Here is a 17699-nt window from a genome sequence, read left to right as displayed (position 1 = left end):
CGCTTCGCACACACAACAGACCCCCCGATACGGAGATTCGCATGAAGCCCAATGATCTTCCCGCTTTCGACACCGCCGCGCTGCGCGCCAAGGACGCGGCGCATCACCTGCATCCCTTCACCGACACCAAGAGCCTGAACGCTGCGGGCAGCCGCGTGATCGTGCGCGGCGAAGGCGTGCGCATCTGGGACTCGGACGGCAACGAGATCATCGACGGCATGTCCGGCTTGTGGTGCGTCAACCTCGGCTACGGGCGGCAGGATCTGGTGGACGCCGCCACCCGCCAGATGCAGACCCTGCCGTTCTACAACGCCTTTTTCAAGACCACCACGGCGCCTGCTGCGGAGCTTGCCGCGCTGCTGCCGCAGGTGGCGCCGCCCGGCTTCAATCATGTGTTCTTCACCAACTCCGGCTCGGAAGGCAACGACACCATCATCCGTCTGGTGCGGCGCTACTGGGACCTGATGGGCCAGCCGCAGCGCAAGACCCTCATCAGCCGCCACAACGCCTACCACGGCAGCACCCTGGGCGGCGCGTCGCTGGGCGGCATGAGCGGCATGCACGAGCAGGGCGATCTGCCGCTGCCGGGCATCACCCACATCGACCAGCCCTACCAGCTGCAGCACGGCAAGCCGGGCGAAAGCGCGCACGACTTCGGCCTGCGCGCCGCCAGCTGGCTGGAGGCCAAGATTCTGGAACTGGGCGCCGACAAGGTGGCGGCTTTCATCGGCGAGCCGGTGCAGGGCGCGGGCGGGGTCATCATTCCCCCGGCGAGCTACTGGCCCGAAATCCAGCGCATCTGCGACAAGTACGGCATCCTGCTGGTGTCCGACGAGGTGATCTGCGGCTTTGGTCGCCTGGGGCACTGGTTCGGCTGCCAGCATCCGCACATCAATTCCCGGCCCGATCTCATCACCTTCGCCAAGGGCGTGACCTCGGGCTACCTGCCGCTGGGCGGTGTGCTGGTGGGCGACCGCGTGGCCAAGGTGCTGATCGAGCAGGGCGGCGACTTCAACCACGGCTTCACCTACTCCGGCCATCCCACCTGCTGCGCCGTGGCGATTGCCAATGTCAGCGCGCTGCGCGACGAGGGCGTGGTCGAGCGCGTGGCGACCGATACCGGGCCGTATCTGCAGCAGCAGTTCGCCACCCTGGCCGACCACCCGCTGGTGGGCGATGTGGACAGCCTGGGCATGGTGGCCGGGCTGGTGCTCTACAAGGACAAGGCCAGCCGCACTCTGTTCGACGCCGATCTGGGTGTGGGCTATCTCTGCCGCGACCATTGCTTCAGGAACGGCGTGGTGATGCGCGCGGTGGAGGAGCGCATGATCATCGCCCCCCCGCTGGTGATGACGCATGCCGAGATCGACGAGATGATCCGTCGCATCCGCCGTAGCCTGGATGACACGCTGTCTGGTCTGCGTGCCAGGGGCTTGGTATAAATCGCCATTCTCGTCACCAACCGGACCGACTGGTACGGGAATTGCAAAGCCTTACCCGCTGCACCTGGTGTTTTTCAAACGGCTTCACACACACTTGAGAGGTTCTTCATGTCACACAAACTTCAAACCAAGTCAGTCCGCCGCAAGCTGCTGGCGGCCTGTCTGGCCGGCGCTGCGGCGCTGACCTTTGGCGCCACTGCCCCGGCGCGCGCCGCCGAAGTGCTCAACATCTACAACTGGTCGGACTACATCGCCCCGACCACGGTGCCGGATTTCGAGAAGGACACCGGCATCAAGGTGCGCTACGACACCTTCGATTCCAACGAAACCCTGTTCGCCAAGATGGTGGCGGGTGACACTGGTTACGACATCGTCGTGCCCTCGTCCAACTGGGCGGCCATCGACATCAAGGGCGGTCTGCTGCACCCGCTCGACAAGGCCAAGATCCCCAACTACAAGAACCTCGATCCGGGCCTGATGAAGCAGCTCGCTGCGGTCGATCCGGGCAACAAATACCTCATTCCCTGGATGTGGGGCTACACCACGGTCGGCATCAACGTTGCCCAGGTCAAAAAGGCGCTGGGCTCCACACCCATGCCGGCCAATCCCTGGGATCTGGTGTTCAACCCGACCTATGCCGACAAGATCAAGTCCTGCGGCATTTCCATGCTCGACTCGGGTGGCGACATCATGGAGGCCGCGTTCAACTACCTGGGCATTCCGCAGAACACCCAGAGCCCGGCAGATTTCGAAAAAGCCTGGGCGATGGTGCAAAAGGTGCGCAAGGATGTGAGCATCTTCTCGTCCTCCGGCTACATCAACGACCTGGCCGGTGGCTCCATCTGCATGTCGCTGGGCTGGTCGGGTGACATGGGCATTGCCGCAGCGCGCGCCAAGGCCGCCAAGAACAAGCAGGACATCGAAGTGTTCCCGCCCACGCATGGCGCCGTGATCTTCATCGACACCATGGCCATTCCGGCTGACGCCAAGAACATCGACAACGCCTACAAGTGGATGAACTACGTGCTCGAGCCCAAGGTGGCCGCGGCCGACACCAACACGGTGACCTACGCCAACCCGGTGCCGTCCTCGCTGCCGTTTGTCGATGCCAAGGTCAAGGACAACGACTTCGTGTTCCTCAAGCCCGACATGGTCGCCAAGCTGATTCCGCCCAAGGTCTACACCCCGGAACAGCGCCGTCTGGTGACCCGCCTGTACACCAAGTTCAAGACCGGCCTGTGATGTGAGCCTGGTTGCCATGCCCCGTGCCCTCGCCGGGCGGAGCGTGGCAACCCTTCCTGTCGACCTCACTGAAGACCCTGCCTGACCGATGATGGAGCCTGCGCTGTGACGCCCCCTTCCCCGAGTGCAAAACCCTTCCTGCGAATTGACGGGATCACCCGCCGCTTCGATGAAGTCGTCGCGGTCAATGACATTCATCTCGACATCCAGCAGGGCGAAATCTTTGCCCTGCTCGGATCGAGCGGCTGTGGCAAGTCCACGCTGCTGCGCATGCTGGGCGGCTTCGAGACGCCCACCTCCGGCCGCATCTTTCTGGAAGGCGAAGACATTACCGACCTGCCACCCTACGAGCGCCCGATCAACATGATGTTCCAGTCGTACGCGCTGTTCCCGCACCTCACCGTGTTCGACAACATCGCCTTCGGACTGAAGCGCGACGGCATGCCCAAGGCCGACATTGCCGCACGCGTCGCGCAGATGCTCGACCTGGTGCAGCTCAAGCCTTACGGCAAGCGCAAGCCCCATCAGCTCTCCGGCGGTCAGCAGCAGCGCGTGGCGCTGGCGCGCAGCCTGGCCAAGCGGCCCAAGCTGCTGTTGCTCGACGAGCCGCTCGCCGCACTCGACAAGAAGCTGCGCGAGCGCACCCAGCTCGAGCTGGTCAACATCCTGCGCAAGGTGGGCGTGACCTGCGTGATGGTCACCCACGATCAGGAAGAGGCCATGACCATGGCCGACCGCATCGCGGTGATGAAGGACGGCGAGTTTCTGCAACTGGGCACGCCCATCGAAATCTACGAACACCCGCAAACCCGGTTCATCGCCGATTTCATCGGCAACGTCAACCTGTTCGACGGCACGCTGGTCACCGACGAGCCGGACCACTGCGAGGTGCAGACCGCCGACGCGCTGTTCCATATCGGCCACGGCATCAGCGGCACGCTGAACATGGAGCTGGGTGTTGCGCTGCGGCCTGAAAAGATGACCCTGACCGAAGGCCATCAAAGCCATCCCTACAACGCCCTGCAGGGGACGGTGTCCGGGCGCTCGTACATGGGCAGCTATACCGCCTACGAGTTGCAGTTGCCCAGCCAGCGGCGCATCCGCGTCACGGTGTCGAACGCCGACCGCCATGCAGACCCGTTCGATGTCGGCGCGGCCGTGACCGCGCATTGGGCGCCGAACGCACCGGTCGTCATCGTCGATTGAGGCCGATCGAGACCCAAACCCATCCCGAGCGCATCATGCCCAGCAGCATCGACACCCCCTCCCCACGTCCAGTGCGCAAGCCCATCAACTGGGGCCGCAAGGTGGTCATCGGCATTCCGCAGATCTGGCTGCTGGCCTTTCTGCTGGCGCCGTTCTTCATTCTGCTCAAGATCAGCGTGTCGGAAACCGACGCGCTGGGCATTGGCTTCAATCCGCTCGTCACCTATGTGAACGATGCGCTGCAAGTCAACATCCGCTTCTCGGCGTATCTGGCGCTGCTGCGCGACAGCCTCTACATCATCACCTATCTGTCGTCGCTGTGGTACGCGCTGCTGACCACGGTGCTGTGTCTGGTGATCGGCTATCCGTTCTCCTACTTCATCGCCCGCGCCAGGCCCACGGTGCGTCCGGCGTTGCTGATGCTGGTGATGCTGCCGTTCTGGACCTCGTTTCTCATCCGCATCTACGCCTGGAAGAACCTGCTCGACGTCAACGGCCTGGTCAACCAGTTTCTGCTGTGGGTCGGCATCATCCACAGCCCGCTGCGCATGATGTTCACCGAGTTCTCGTTCATGGTGGGCATGGTGTACGGCTACATCCCCTTCATGATCCTGCCGCTCTATGCCACCCTGGTGAAAATGGATCACCGCCTGGTCGAGGCTGCGGCCGATCTGGGCTCCACGCCATTCAAGACCTTCTGGCTGGTCACCGTGCCGTTGTCCAAGTCGGGCATCATCGCCGGCAGCCTGCTGGTGTTCATTCCGGCGGTGGGGGAATACGTCATCCCCGAACTGCTCTCCGGCCCGTCGACGCTGAACATCGGCCGGGTGATGTGGAACGAGTTCTTCCTCAACCTCGACTGGCAGCGCGCCTCGGCGGTGGCCATCGTGATGATCGTGCTGATTTTGCTGCCCATCGCGGTGTTCAACCGGTACCAGACCAAGAGCCTGGAGGGCACGCGATGAAAAAGAATGCGGTGCTGCCGCTGACCTGGATGATCCTGGTCTATCTGTTCCTCTACCTGCCCATCGTGGTGCTGGTGGTGTATTCGTTCAACGATTCGCGCATGGTCACCATCTGGGGCGGCTGGACCTTCAAGTGGTACGGCGCCGTGGTGCATGACCAGGAGGTCATCAGCGGCCTGATCCTGTCGCTCAAGGTGGCACTGGCCACGGCCACCACGTCGGTGCTGCTGGGCACGCTGGCGGCCTTCGCGCTGGTGCGCTACCGGCACTTTGTCGGCAAGAGCCTGCTCAACTTCATGATCAACATCCCGCTGGTCATGCCCACCGTGGTCATTGCGCTGGCGCTGCTGCTGTTCTTCGTGACCGTGCAGAAGGCCATGGGATTTCCGCAGAAGGGCTTTTTCACCATTTTCATCGGCCACACCGTCATGGCCATTTCCTACGCTGCGGTGGTCATCCAGTCGCGGCTGAAGGAAATGGATCGTTCCATCGAAGAGGCGGCGATGGATCTGGGCGCACGGCCTTTCCAGGTGTTCATGCTGGTCACCCTGCCGTCCATTTCGCAGGCGCTGGTGTCCGCCTGGCTGCTGGCCTTCTCGCTGTCGCTCGACGAGGTGGTGATCTCTGCCTTCCTCTCAGGGCCGGGCAGCACCACCCTGCCGGTGGTGATTTTCTCTCGGGCCCGGCTGGGCCTGAGCCCGACCATCAACGTCGTGGGCGCGATCACGGTCTATCTGGTCATCATCGCCGTGGCGGTGAGCAGCCTGCTGATGGCGCGGCGCGAGCGTCTGCGTGCGAAACAGGCTGCGCAAGCCCTGCGGCTGGACGGCGAGCAGCAGCCAACCAAGGAATTCGGCGTCGGCTTGTTGACGGCCGAGGGGCGATGAACCGTCGCCATCGATGCGGTTTTTCCGAGCAAGTGCAGCACCCTGTCAACACCAATGAAAACCTGGAGGATCATCATGATGAACAAGTTCAAACTCACCGTGCTGGCGGCCAGCCTGGGGCTGGCCCCGCTGGCGCACGCCGACACCAATGCCGACATCCTGAACGAGCTGCAGGCGCTCAAGGCCAAGGTGCAGCAACTCGAGGCGCAGGTCAAGGAACAGCAGGCCCAGATCACCGAGAACCAGAAAGCCACAGACGAGGCTTCGAAAGTGGCCAACCACGCCGACGTGCAGGTGTCGGGCATCAAGGAGCAAACGGAGTCGTCGGGTTTCAAGGGCCTGAAGATCAGCGGCATGATCGCGCCGGCCTATGTGTACAACCAGGATCAGCAGGCCAGTTCGTTCGTGTTCCTGAACCGATCCAACGGCGATCCCAGTGCCTACTCGCTCTACAACTACGACAACTCCTACTTCGGTGGCGCCTATATCCAGTTCCAGAAAGAAACCGCAGGCGGGGTGCAGTGGAACCTGACCCTGGCGCCCGACCGGGGCGCCGGAGTGAACATGAACGGCAACTCCATCGTGCACGAAGCGTCGGTGGCGATTCCGATGGGCAGCGGCACCAAGCTGATCGCCGGGCAGATCCCGGATTGGGAGGGCTATGAATCGACCTGGGACAATCAGACCAAGGCCATCACCCACAACCTGCTGTTCGACTTCACCGAACTCACCGCCTATACCGGTGTTGGCCTCGACCAGACCGTGGGCAACTGGGAATGGAAGGCCATGCTGGCGAACATGAACTCGCCGCGCTATTACTACGGCGGCAATGGCGGGCGGGCGCCGGCGCTGGTGTTCCGCGCCGACTACAGCGTGCCCGGCTACGACAACGCCGACATCGGCTTCTGGGGCATGGTGGGCAAGCTGCCGAACTCCAATGTGGTGCTTGATCCGAACAATCCTGGGTCTGGCCTGTTGGTCAGCGCACAAGACCCGACAAATCCAAGTTTGATGATGACTGTCCCTATCGCAGCCACTGGCACCTCCACTGCGCAGATGTTCGAGGTCGACGGCTACATGACCCAGGGCGACTGGGGCTATTACGGCCAGATCGGCTACGGCCAGCAGACGGGCGCGGCCTACAACGGCGGCAAGGCCAAGTGGTGGGGCGCCTCGGGCATGCTGACCTATAACTTCACCCCGCGCTTGCTCGGCTTCGCACGGGTCGATTACCTCAACAACAGCAGCAACGGCGGCGGTCTGCCCGGCGGTTACATGAACCCGACCTCCGGCGGACCCGGGGCGACATTCAACGGCATCAACGGTTTCGGCCCCGGCTATGTCTATGACCCGGTGGCTGGCGCCTGGAGCATCACCGATCCCAACAAGGGCGCCAATCGCTTCGCCCTCTCGCTTGGCTGGAACTACCTGCTGACCGAATCGACCACGCTGAAGATGGAATACCGCTACGACCGCGCCAATCTCGCCACTTTCTACAACGTGTCGGATGGCAGCTACAAGAAGAGCAACAATCTTCTCGCCGCTTCGGTGGTCGTGAGCTTCTGACCTTCTGCCGTTCCAGATCGACACGCAGGCCGGCGCAGACCGGCCTTTTTTTCTCACGGAGATTCGCATGACTGAAAACTTCAACCGCATCTGGCATCAACACGCCGCAGACCTGATCCAGCGCGGCATCGACGGCCGCATGGTCATCGACGGTCGGCGCTGGAACGCGACAGATGGCAGCCTGTTCGATTGCATTTCTCCGATCGACGGCAAGGTGATCGCCCGCGTGGCGCGTGGCAAGGCGTCCGACATCGATCGTGCGGTCGCCAGCGCTCGCGCCGCGTTTGCCGACCGCCGCTGGGCCGGGCAGCCGCCGGCCGCGCGCAAGAAGGTGATGGTGGCATTTGCCGAACAAGTGCGCGCCGCGCGCGACGAGCTGGCCCTGCTCGAAACCCTGGACATGGGCAAGCCCATCAAGAACAGCCTGTCCACCGACGTGCCGGCTGCGGCGCGCTGCCTGCAATGGTTCGGCGAAGCGGTGGACAAGATCTACGACGAAATCGCCCCGACCGGTGACAGTGCGCTGGCGCTGATCACCCGTCAGCCCATCGGCGTGGTCGGCGCCATCGTGCCGTGGAACTACCCGATGCTGATGGCCGCGTGGAAGCTCGGCCCGGCGCTGGCCGCAGGCAACAGCGTGGTGCTCAAGCCGTCGGAAAAGTCGCCGCTGACCGCGCTGCGCCTGGCCGAGCTGGCGCTGGAGGCCGGGCTGCCCGAGGGCGTGTTCAACGTCGTGCCGGGCTATGGACATGAGGCGGGCGAGGCCTTGGCGCTGCACATGGATGTGGATGCGATCGGCTTCACCGGCTCCACCCGCACCGGGCGGCGCATGCTCGAATATGCCAGCCGCAGCAACTTGAAGCGCGTGTACAACGAGCTCGGCGGCAAGTCGGCCAATATCGTGTTCGCCGACTTCGACGACCTCGATCGCGCAGCCGCCACGGCGATTGGCAGCATGTTCTACAACCAGGGCGAGAGCTGCAACGCGCCGTCGCGTCTGCTGGTGCAGGACAGCATCGCCGATGCCTTCGTGGAAAAACTCGCTGCGCTCACGCCGCAATACCACCCCGCCGACCCGCTGGACGCCAGCACCGTGCTCGGCGCGCTGGTGGACGAAACCCAGACGCAGACCGTGCTCGGCTACATCCAGGCCGGGGTGGACGAGGGCGCGCGCTGCGTGACCGGGGGCTGCCGCGCGCTGCAGGAGACCGGCGGGCAGTATGTCGCGCCCACGGTGTTCGACGGCGTGCGCAACAGCATGAAAATCGCGCAGGAAGAAATCTTCGGCCCCGTGCTGTCGGTCATCCGCTTCAAGACCGAGGCCGAGGCTGTGGCCATTGCCAACGACAGCGCCTATGGCCTGCACGCCGGGGTGTGGTCGCGCAACATCGACCGCGCGGTGCGCGTCTCGCGCGCGCTGCAGGCGGGCACGGTGCATGTCAACCAGTACGACGAGGACGACATCACCGTGCCTTTTGGCGGCGTGAAGCAGTCGGGCAACGGCCGCGACAAGTCGCTGCATGCCTTCGACAAATACACCGAACTCAAGACCACCTGGATGCGCATCGACGGCGCGAACTGACCCCACGCTATCCCCCTTCCAACCTCCCCCACGGTGTGGTGGTGGAGCAAGGTTCTGCTCCCTGCCCACGCGTGGGGAGGATTGGGATGGGGAGATTGTGAACCCCACGGAGACTCACCATGAACCACGCACTCAACGAACAACTGCAAGCCCGCCGCGCTGCCGCCACCCCGCGGGGCGTGGGCGTGATGGCCAGCTTCTATGCCGACCGCGCCGAGGGCGCCGAACTCTGGGATGTGCAAGGCCAGCGCTACATCGACTTTGCCGGTGGCATTGCGGTGATGAACGTCGGCCACCGCCATCCCAAGATCGTCGCCGCGCTGCAGGCGCAGTTGCAGCGCTTCACCCACACCTGCTATCAGGTCGTGCCCTACGAGAGCTATGTCAGCCTGGCCGAAAAGCTCAACGCGCTGACCCCGGGCAGCCACGCCAAGAAGACCGCGCTGTTCTCCACCGGCGCCGAGGCGGTGGAAAACGCCATCAAGATTGCCCGCGCCTACACCGGGCGTCCGGGGGTGATCGCCTTCGGCGGCGCGTTTCACGGCCGCAGCCTGTTTGCCGTGTCGCTCACCGGCAAGGTGCAGCCGTACAAGGCGGGGTTCGGCCCCTTCCCACCCGAGATCTACCACGCCCCGTTCCCCTGCCACTGCGCCAGCCTCGACGAAACCAGGAAGGCCGTGGACCGGTTGTTCAAGGCCGACATCGAGCCGTCGCGCGTGGCCGCGATCATCTTCGAGCCGATCCAGGGCGAGGGCGGGTTCAACGTGATTCAGGCCGAGGCGGTGAAGTGGCTGCGCGCGCTGTGCGACCAGCATGGCATCGTGCTCATCGCCGACGAGGTGCAGACCGGCTTTGGCCGCACCGGGCGGATGTTCGCGATGGAGCATTTTTTCGAACAGACCGGCGCGCTGCCCGACCTGATGACCATCGCCAAATCGCTGGCCGCGGGACTGCCGCTGTCGGCCGTGACCGGTCGCGCCGAGATCATGGATGCGCCTGCGCCCGGCGGGCTGGGCGGCACCTACGCCGGCAACCCCATGGCCGTGGCCGCGGCGCTTGCCGTGATCGACGTGATGCACGATGAGCAGCTCCCGGCACGCGGCCAGAAGCTGGGCGACGCGCTCAAGGCGCGGCTCACTGCACTGCGCGCGCAGGTGCCGCAGATCAGCGATGTGCGCGGCCTGGGCGCGATGGTCGCGGTGCAGTTCAACGACCCGGCCACGGGCCAGCCTGACGCGGCGTTCACCAAGGCCGTGCAGGCCGAGGCGCTCAAGCGCCATCTCATCCTGCTGACCTGCGGCGTGGATTACAACGTGATCCGCTTTTTGTTCCCGCTGACCATCGCCGATGCGCTGTTCGCCGAGGGTCTGGACATCCTGGAAGCCGCGCTGCGGCAAGCGGCCGCGGCCTGAGCGCGGCGTTGTTCAGCGAGGCCCGCCGCGACGGATGCGGTTGCGCCGCGTCATGGGCTTGCACGGCTCGCAGTCCTCTTTGCGCGGCTTGCGGCCGTAGCGTCCGGCGTAGCGGTCGAACACGGCGCGCGGCACGACGTGCAGAAACTTGCTCAGCACCGCCATCTGCCAGGGAATGGTGGCGTAGGCGCGGCCCGAGTCGATCGCACGCAGCGCACGGTCGGCAAAGACCGCCGGGGTGATGAGAAAGGGCATGCGAAAGCGGTTGCTTGCGGTCATCGGGGTCTCGATATAGCCGGGGCTGATGGTGACCACCTTCACGCCGCTGGGACGCAGTTCCACCCGCAGGCTCTCGAGCGAGCGGATCAGCGCGGCCTTGCTGGCGCAGTAAGCCGCATGACAGGGCAGGCCGCGCACCCCGGCCACGCTGGCAATCCCCACCAGCGCGCCGCTGCCGCGCGCACGCATCGGCGCAATGAACGGGGCCAGGGTGGCCAGCGCGGCCGCCCAGTTGATGTCCATGATGTCGAGGGCCACATCGAGGTCGTCGGCCTGCGACAGATCGACGCCGTGGCTGATGCCGGCGTTGGCAATGACCACCTGCGGGCAACCCCATTCACGCAGCAGGGTGTCGGCCTCGGTGCGCAGGCGATCGGTGTCGCGCACGTCGAGCGCGATCAGCCGCAGCCGGGCGGTGTCGTCCGGTGCCAGGGCGCAATCGCGCGCGACCTGCTGCAGCAGCTCGGCGCGGCGGGCGATCAGCACCAGCCGCCAGCCGCGCGCGGCATAGGCCGCAGCCAGCGCAGCGCCAATGCCGCTGGAGGCACCGGTGATCAGCACGGTGGGCGCGCTGGCTGCGTCTGTCATGGCTTGCCTGCGGGTGTGGGGCTGGCGGGAACAATGACCGCTTTCACCCGGCCCTGCAAGGTCGCGGTGCCGTCAATGCCGTTGAAGTCGAGGCTGTTGCCGGAAAACTGTGTCTGCCCCTGCTGCACCACGGTGGGACGGTTGGACTGCACGATCTGCTGATTGGGGAAGATGTTGAGAAAGTCGCTGCGCACGATCACGGGCGGCTGGTTTGCCGTACCGCTGCGCTCCACCACGGCGTTGCCCAGCAGTTGCACATTGCTGCCGTCCTTGTTGGACAGGCCGCGCAGCGCGGTGGCCGTGGTGACCAGGCCTTGCGGGTTGACCGCGCGCAGCTGGGGCGCGGTGATGACGAAGGTGTCGGTGGCGGGCAGATGCGCCATCTGCGCGCCGCGCAGCACGGCGCTGAGCTGGCCTTGGGCGTTGTAGGTCGCGGCGGAAAAGTCGTGCAGCAGATAGTCGGGCAACGTGGATTGCGCCGGACTGAGCCTGGGGTGCTGCTCGGCCTGCATGACCACCTGCGCCACCCACCAGCTGAATGCGGCGGCGATGGCCAGCAGCAGCACAGGCGTCCAGGCGCTCAGCCGGAGCCAGAATTGACGCAGATTCAGTCGCATGGCCGGGTGCGTCTCAACGGGTGCTGGGTTTGACCGCGCCGGGCTCGGCCAGGGTGCCACTGACCGGGTTCGACGGCGGGGACGCCGATGCGCCATTCCTGGGCGGGGTATGCGGCTTGCCGTCGAGCGCGTCCTGCAGCAGGGCGGCGTAGGCGCCGCGTGCGGTCAGCAGCAGATCGCAGACCTCCCGCACCGCGCCCAGGCCGGCGGGGGCACGGGTGACATGGCGTACCCGGGCGAGGACCTCGGCATGGCTGCTCGGCGGCGCGGCGCTGAACGCAGCGCGATGGATCAGCGCCAGATCGGGCCAGTCGTCGCCGATGACGGCCACCTGCGTCCAGCGCAGTTGCAGGCGGTCGAGCAGGGCTTGCGCTGCAGGCAGCTTGGCGCCGCTGCCCAGGATGCTGTGCTGCAGACCCAGCTCGGCGATGCGCGCGCGCAGCGCGGGGCTGTCGCGGCCGGAGACGATGACGGGTTCGACCCCCGCGCTCATCAGCAGCTTCAGGCCGTGGCCGTCGAGGGTGGAAAAGCGCTTGAGTTCCTCCCCCTGCGCGCCGTAGAGCAGGTCACCAGGAGTGAGCACGCCGTCCACGTCGAGCAGCAGCAGGCGCACGTCGAGCGCAGCGAGCACCAGCGCGGGGTCGAAGGCGAGGCGGGGCGTGGCGTCCATGGCGGCAGAGTTCCTGTGTCAGATGACCTTGGCGGCAAACAGATCGTGGGTGTTGAGCGCACCAACGGGCCTGCCCTGCGGATCGACGACCAGCAGTTGATTGATGCGGAATTGCTCCATGAGTTGCACCGCTTCGACCGCCAGCGCGTCCGGGCCGATGGTGCGCGGCTGCGGATGCATGGCCTGCTGTGCCTGCAGGGTGTTGAGATTGGCGCCCTTTTCGATCAGGCGGCGCAGGTCGCCGTCGGTGATGATGCCCTGCAGCACGCTCTGTGCATCGACCACCGCAGTCATGCCCAGGCCCTTGCGGGTGATTTCCATCAGCGCCGCGGTGAACGGCGCGTCGCCCGGCACCCTGGGCACGGCTTCGCCGCTGCGCATCACGTCGCGCACATGGGTGAGCAGCTTGCGCCCCAGGCTGCCGCCGGGATGGGTGCGGGCGAAGTCTTCCGGGCCGAAGCCGCGGGCATCGAGCAGCGCCACCGCCAGCGCGTCGCCCAGCGCGAGCTGCGCCGTGGTGCTGGCCGTGGGCGCGAGGTTGAGCGGGCAGGCTTCTTGTTCCACCGCGCAGTCCAGCAGGATGTCGGCGTGCCGCGCCAGCGTGGAGTCGGTACGGCCGGTCATGCTGATGAGCGTGGCCCCCAGGCGCTTGACCTGCGGCACGATGCGAGTGAGCTCCTCGGTCTCGCCAGAGTTGGACAGGGCGAGGAACACATCGTTTTTGGTCACCATGCCGAGGTCGCCGTGGCTGGCTTCGGCGGGATGCACAAAATACGCCGGGGTGCCGGTGGAGGCCAGGGTGGCAGCGATCTTGCGCCCGACATGGCCCGATTTGCCCATGCCCGACACCACGACGCGCCCGGTGCTTTGCAGCATGCATTGCACCGCCTGCGCAAACGCTGCGGCGAGTGGCGGTGCAAGCAATCGCTCGCGCAACGCCAGCAGGGCGCGGGCTTCGATGTCGAGGGTGTCGCGCGCAAGCTGCGTGGCCCGGTCAGACGAGAATGGAATGTGCATTGCGGCAGTATAAAAACCGCCGCAGCTGCGCGTGCGCCGCGTCAGCGCACGATGCCCTGATGCATGGCGTAGCGCACCAGATCGGCGTCGTTGTCGAGGGCGAGTTTGTGCATCAGGCGGGTCTTGTGCGTGCTCACGGTCTTGCAGCTGATGTGCAGTTCCTCCGCCACCTGATTGACCGATTTGCCCTCCACCAGCCGCATGAACACCTGCATTTCCCGGTCGGACAGGCGGGCGTGCGGCTCTTCTGCCGCGTCACCCTCGTTCATGTAATTGGCCAGTTGCTCGGCCACGCCGGGAGTGAGGTAGCGCCCGCCCTGCACCACCTTGTGAATCGCCTCGACCAGCACGTCCGGGCTGCAGCCCTTGGTGAGATAGCCCGCCGCGCCGCCGCGCAGCGCGCGCAGGGCAAATTGCTGTTCCGGGTGCATGCTCAGAATCAGCACGGGCATTTCTGGATGCACGAGCTTGATGCGCTTGAGCAGATCGAGGCCGTTGCCTTCGGGCATGGACAGGTCGAGCAGTACCACGTTCCAGACCTGTTCGCGGATGGATTGCATGGCTCGGGCGATGTCGCCGCACCAGACCGCCTCCATGCCATTGGAGCCGAGAAAACGCGCCAGGCTCTCGCCCAGCAGCGCGTGGTCGTCAATGATGAGCACGCGCTGCTCATCCATGCTGCACCGCCTCGGTGATGGGCATGCACACCCGCACCCGTACCCCGCCATGAGGCGACGTGTCGAGCTGGAAGTCGCCGCCAAAGACCGCCGCCCGCTCGCGCATGCCGCGCAGCCCCAGGTGGGGGCGGCTGGCAGGCTGCGTCTGCCGGGTGTCGCCGATGCCGTCGTCCTCCACCGAAATGCAGATCAGCCCTCCCTCGGCATCGACGCAGCGTACCCAGGCTTGGCGCGCGTGGGCATGCCGCACCACATTGGTCAGGCCCTCCTGGGCAATGCGAAACAACTCGGTCGCAATCAGTTCGCCGACCTCGCCCTGGTAGTTGAGTTCGGTATGGATGCGAATGCCATAGCGCTTGGCGTATTGCTCGGCCATCCAGCGCAGGCCCGCCTTGAGGCCCAAGTCGAGCACGCTGGGCCGCAACTCGGCAGCCACCCGCCGCCCGGCCTCGGCGGCGGCGTGGATGAGCTTGTCGATATTGGCAAACAACTCGGGCGCCTGGCTCGCGCCGAATTGCCTGCGCAGCAAGGCCACATCCATTTGCAGCGCCGTGAGCACCTGCCCCAGATCGTCATGCAGATCACGCGCCATGCGGGCGCGCTCGGCCTCGCGCACCGATTCGAGGTGGGAGGCGATCTGCCGCAGATCGGTGGACAGGTTGCGCAATTGAGATTCGCGCAGATGCGTCTGGGTGATATTGAGCATGACACCGGTCGATTCCGTCGTCACGGCGTCGACCGTGCGGGAGCGCGCGCGCACATTCACCCACTTCAAGCCATGCGGGGTTTGCAGGCGGCCTTCCCAGTTCCACGACCCCGCCGCAGCGCTGGCCTGCAGGCTGGCTTGAAACGCAGCGAGGTCCTGCGCATCGATCATGGCAAGGAATCGTTGCGCCGAGGACAGCAGATCGTCTGCCCGCAGGCCGCAGACCGCCAGGCAACTGGCGCTGGCAAAGTCAAAACGCAGCTGCGTGCCGTCGTGGCGCACGCGGAAGACGAAGCCCGGGAGTTGGTCGATCAGCGCATGCAGATCGACTGCCGGGTCAGACGCGCACGCGTCCTGCGGGCGAACCAACGGCACGCTAGAGGAGGTTGCTGCCGCAGCGCAGCGTTCCGGGGGAGCAGCAGACAAGGCAACCTCCATGAGCAGGGAAATCCCTAAATGGTCGCATCACAAGAACTGCATGGCAAAATGACAATAAAATTCGCAATAAAACGCCATTTCCTGTAAGTTCAACACGTTTTTTGTCAATGCGCAAAGACGGTCAGAAAATTCTGACAGAGAAACCAGCAATTTCCGACGCGGCAATTCAGCGGGCGCTGATCGACTTGTTGTCGGGAAGAGTCCACAATTCACTACCTCAAATCGGCATTATTGGCAGTCGCGACGGCTGCAACCGGGCTCAATGGATTAGAGCTCTGGTTTCTTGGGCGCGCATTACCAGACCTTGTCGATCACTTGTAACAAAAAGTCCATTTGTTATCGATATGTTGTGGCGTTTCAGGGCACTTGCCCATGAAATTCGCCGAATTTTGATGGTGTGCTTCAGTGTGAACCAAAAGCGTCCGCTGGTGGAGCGCCCAAATCAGGGAGTTGTCATGAATTCATCCATTTGGAAGGCGACAGCCGCTGCGCTGATGGTTTCGGTCCTTCTTTCGTCATGTGGCGGGGGCGGAACAACCGATGTCGCTGCGGCCAACACGGCAACAGCGGGCACGGGAACCGCTGCAATCGCCAGCCCGCAGCCCACGATCACTGGCGGCACCGCGCCGAGCAATCCGGCTCCGACGCCTGCACCGACGCCGACTCCGACTCCGACTCCGACGCCGACGCCGACGCCGACGCCGACGCCGACGCCGACGCCGACGCCGACTCCGACTCCGACTCCGACTCCGACTCCGACTCCGACTCCGACTCCGACTCCGACTCCGACTCCGACTCCGACTCCGACTCCGACTCCGACTCCGACTCCGGTTCCGGTTCCGGTTCCGGTTCCGGCTCCGACTCCGACTCCGGCTCCGGCTCCGGCTCCGGCTCCGGCTCCGGCACCCGCTCCGACACCGGTATCTTCAACCTGCGCAACGCCGACCGCCAATCTCACGGCGGGTCTAGTCGACTATGGCAAGAACCTGCGTCCGTTCTCCCCGCTTGCCAAGCCTGCCAAGGGACAGCGGGTTGCCGATCCGGATTTTCCCGGCACCTCGATCGTGCGGATCACCGATACCTTGGCTGATTTCAACGCCAATGTGGCGATACCGGCATACCCCACGACGCAAGGCTGGAACTGCAACGAATCGCGCTTTGTGCTGTATGTCACCGGCGCGAAGACGGGGGGTAAGCAAGGCTGGGCGATGTTCGACGGCAAGACTTACGCCTTCATCAAGTTCCTGCCCATCAATCCACCCGACATCGAGCAGTTCTACTGGAGCCACTCCGATCCGACCAAGCTGGTCTATATCGACAACCGCGAGAACGGTGGCACCATCATCATGCGCATGATGGAAATCAACGTCGAGACCGGTGCGCAGACCGTGTTGCACGATTTCATGCCCGACATCAAGGCGCAGGGCTGGCCCACCACCGGCCCGGTGCGCGCAGGCTATCCGTTCTACGCGGGCGGCGATCTCGAATTGTGGGGGCTCGGCGCAGGCGGCATCCCGAACGTGAGCGGCCAGCTCGGGCTCAACGCCTTCGGGTTCAACGCCAAGACCGGCAAGATCACCCGCTACAACGGCATTCCACTGGCGCAGGCACGGGGCACCACGCCTTTCCCGCTCAAGAGTGGCAAGGGCTGGGCCTGGCCCGATTGGGCAAACCACACCACGGTGGTGTTCGACCTGAACGGCAACATTGTGCGGACCGTGCAGTTCGATGCCATCGAGCACCTGGACAGCTCGGTCAACGCCAAGGGCGAAGACCTGCTGGTCGGCACGCAGTACGACGGCCCGTCCGGGAGCGGCAATCTGATGGTGGCCAATCTCAACACGGGCGTGGTGTCCACCGTCATTGGCGTGGCCAAGGGCGACGGCTATCCACGCACCAGCACCCTCATCAGCTCGGGCGCGTGGAAGATGCCGGGCTGGGTTGCCATGGGCGTCACGGGCTCGCCGTATGGCAGCACCGCGGACAATGGCAGCAATAACGCCCCGGTGGCCAACCCGCAGACTTACATTGACCAGGAGGTGTCCATTGCCAATGTGGATACGGGCGCAGTGTTCCGCGTGGCGCATCACCGCAGCACGGGGCACTACAGCAATGCCCCGGTGAACAACTACTGGGCGCAGACCAATGTCACCCCAAGCCCGAGTGGCACACGCATTCTGGTGCAGAGCGACTGGGGTAACGCCAACCCGAAGGCGCCGGTCATCAATCCGAATGCACCTGTGGATACCTATGTGATCGAGTTGCCGGGGTACAAGGCCAACTGATCAACCGATGCCAGCCCGCAGGAAGCGGGAAAATCCGCCGCCCATCTTGCACACACCCCTGCTTCGAGGGGTGTGTGCGTTTGTGCAGGGCGGAGATGGCTGGATCAGGGGGGTGTGCAA

Annotated in this window: 15 protein-coding genes; 9 read left to right on the top strand and 6 right to left on the bottom strand. The window is 64.8% G+C overall.

From position 1 onward, the window contains the following. The first annotated feature begins 41 nt into the window (after positions 1-41). From AC1ZQA_RS14860 to gabT, 8 genes are all read left to right on the top strand, one after another. The gene (locus tag AC1ZQA_RS14860) at positions 42-1442 is read left to right on the top strand and encodes an aspartate aminotransferase family protein (protein ID WP_482677615.1); all 1401 of its coding nucleotides are present in this window, start codon (positions 42-44) and stop codon (positions 1440-1442) included. Positions 1443-1550: 108 nt separating this feature from the next. Further along, positions 1551-2684: an extracellular solute-binding protein gene (locus tag AC1ZQA_RS14855; RefSeq protein WP_482677614.1), complete on the top strand. Its 1134-nt coding sequence runs from the start codon at positions 1551-1553 to the stop codon at positions 2682-2684. Positions 2685-2789: 105 nt separating this feature from the next. Further along, positions 2790-3890, top strand: coding sequence for an ABC transporter ATP-binding protein (locus tag AC1ZQA_RS14850; RefSeq protein ID WP_482677613.1), 1101 nt, complete (start codon positions 2790-2792; stop codon positions 3888-3890). A gap of 35 nt (positions 3891-3925) precedes the next feature. Continuing rightward, the gene (locus AC1ZQA_RS14845; protein WP_482677612.1) at positions 3926-4855 is read left to right on the top strand and encodes an ABC transporter permease subunit; all 930 of its coding nucleotides are present in this window, start codon (positions 3926-3928) and stop codon (positions 4853-4855) included. Next, a complete protein-coding gene (locus AC1ZQA_RS14840) occupies positions 4852-5742 on the top strand; it encodes an ABC transporter permease (protein WP_482677611.1) in 891 nt (296 codons plus the stop codon). The genes AC1ZQA_RS14845 and AC1ZQA_RS14840 overlap by 4 nt, the downstream gene beginning before the upstream one ends. A 75-nt stretch (positions 5743-5817) precedes the next feature. Continuing rightward, the gene (locus tag AC1ZQA_RS14835) at positions 5818-7308 is read left to right on the top strand and encodes a DUF3138 family protein (protein WP_482677610.1); all 1491 of its coding nucleotides are present in this window, start codon (positions 5818-5820) and stop codon (positions 7306-7308) included. Between the two features lie 67 nt (positions 7309-7375). Next, entirely contained in the window at positions 7376-8890 is a 1515-nt protein-coding gene (locus AC1ZQA_RS14830) for an aldehyde dehydrogenase (protein ID WP_482677609.1), read from the top strand. Positions 8891-9009: 119 nt separating this feature from the next. Then, complete coding sequence (gene gabT, locus AC1ZQA_RS14825) at positions 9010-10302, top strand: 4-aminobutyrate--2-oxoglutarate transaminase (RefSeq protein WP_482677608.1); 1293 nt, start codon at positions 9010-9012, stop codon at positions 10300-10302. Positions 10303-10314: 12 nt separating this feature from the next. Here gabT and AC1ZQA_RS14820 read toward each other — a convergent pair whose 3' ends face one another. From AC1ZQA_RS14820 to AC1ZQA_RS14795, 6 genes are read right to left on the bottom strand one after another with little or no spacing between them, the layout of a single operon-like run. Next, a complete protein-coding gene (locus AC1ZQA_RS14820; protein ID WP_482677607.1) occupies positions 10315-11169 on the bottom strand; it encodes an SDR family oxidoreductase in 855 nt (284 codons plus the stop codon). Then, positions 11166-11786, bottom strand: coding sequence for an LPS export ABC transporter periplasmic protein LptC (gene lptC / locus AC1ZQA_RS14815; RefSeq protein WP_482677606.1), 621 nt, complete (start codon positions 11784-11786; stop codon positions 11166-11168). Before lptC ends, AC1ZQA_RS14820 begins: the two co-directional genes overlap by 4 nt. A 13-nt stretch (positions 11787-11799) precedes the next feature. Next, positions 11800-12456 (bottom strand): KdsC family phosphatase, encoded by a 657-nt coding sequence (locus tag AC1ZQA_RS14810; RefSeq protein WP_482677605.1) that lies wholly within the window; start codon positions 12454-12456, stop codon positions 11800-11802. 18 nt (positions 12457-12474) lie between these two features. Next, a complete protein-coding gene (locus AC1ZQA_RS14805) occupies positions 12475-13473 on the bottom strand; it encodes a KpsF/GutQ family sugar-phosphate isomerase (protein ID WP_482677604.1) in 999 nt (332 codons plus the stop codon). 41 nt (positions 13474-13514) lie between these two features. After that, positions 13515-14150, bottom strand: a complete 636-nt coding sequence (locus AC1ZQA_RS14800; protein WP_482677603.1) for a response regulator — start codon at positions 14148-14150, stop codon at positions 13515-13517. Then, on the bottom strand, positions 14143-15282 hold the full coding sequence (locus AC1ZQA_RS14795; RefSeq protein ID WP_482677602.1) for a PAS domain-containing sensor histidine kinase: 1140 nt from the start codon (positions 15280-15282) through the stop codon (positions 14143-14145). Before AC1ZQA_RS14795 ends, AC1ZQA_RS14800 begins: the two co-directional genes overlap by 8 nt. Positions 15283-16358: 1076 nt before the next feature. Here AC1ZQA_RS14795 and AC1ZQA_RS14790 point away from each other — a divergent pair. Continuing rightward, positions 16359-17579: a hypothetical protein gene (locus AC1ZQA_RS14790; protein WP_482677601.1), complete on the top strand. Its 1221-nt coding sequence runs from the start codon at positions 16359-16361 to the stop codon at positions 17577-17579. Positions 17580-17699: the final 120 nt, after the last annotated feature.

It is taken from the genome of Thiomonas sp. DCM-2, assembly GCF_056820905.1.
Note: the sequence above shows the minus strand (reverse complement) of the source record. Positions and strands in the feature narration are given on the sequence as shown.